We start from the raw sequence: 873 nt of genomic DNA on the forward strand, positions 1-873 counted from the left end.
GATCAGAGGGGTGTTGAGCATGGAGGACTGGGCGGAGATCCGTCGTCTTCATCGGGCTGAGGGGATGCCGATCAAGGCGATCGCTCGCAAGGTTGGGGTGGGTCGTAACACGGTGCGGCGGGCGTTGGCTGCCCAGGGGCCGCCGAAGTATCAGCGGCCAGCGAAGGGCTCGATCGTGGATGCGGTCGAGCCGCAGATCAGGGCGTTACTGGCGGAGTGGCCGACGATGCCGGCCACGGTGATCGCGGAGCGGATCGGCTGGACTCGGTCGTTGACCGTGCTCAAGGAACGGGTCCGCGCGTTGCGGCCGTTGTTCATTCCGCCCGATCCGGCGCAGCGCACGGAGTACCTGCCGGGTGAGCTGGCGCAGTGTGATCTGTGGTTCCCGCCGGCGGACGTGCCGTTGGGGTGGGGACAGTCCGGCCGTCCACCGGTGTTGGTGATGGTGTGTGGCTACTCGCGGTGGCTGTCGGCGGTGATGATCCCGTCGCGGCAGGGTCCGGACCTGCTGGGTGGGCAGTGGGCGTTGCTGGCTGGGTTGGGTGCCGCACCGAGGGCGTTGGTGTGGGACAACGAGTCCGCGGTCGGGCAGTGGCGGGCCGGCAGGCCGCAGTTGACGGAGGCGATGAACGCCTTCCGGGGCACTGTCGGGATTCGGGTGGTGCAGTGCCAGCCAGCGGATCCGGAAGCCAAGGGTCTGGTGGAGCGGGCCAACGGCTACCTGGAGACGTCGTTTCTGCCTGGGCGGATCTTCACCGGCCCGGCGGACTTCAATGGTCAGCTCAGCCGGTGGCTGGTGCGGGCGAACAGCCGCCGCCACCGCACGCTGGGATGCCGGCCCGTTGATCGGATCGGCGCCGACCGGGCTGCGAT

At 69.0% G+C, this 873-nt stretch carries 1 protein-coding gene; it reads left to right on the plus strand.

Translation table 11 applies throughout. The features are described 5' to 3' along the window. Nucleotides 1–10: 10 nt before the first annotated feature. Nucleotides 11–873: IS21 family transposase (gene istA, locus ACFP2T_RS48020; RefSeq protein ID WP_377434816.1), on the plus strand; the 863-nt coding region annotated here is incomplete at its 3' end.

Source organism: Plantactinospora solaniradicis, from assembly GCF_042658085.1.
Classification (GTDB): domain Bacteria; phylum Actinomycetota; class Actinomycetes; order Mycobacteriales; family Micromonosporaceae; genus Plantactinospora; species Plantactinospora solaniradicis.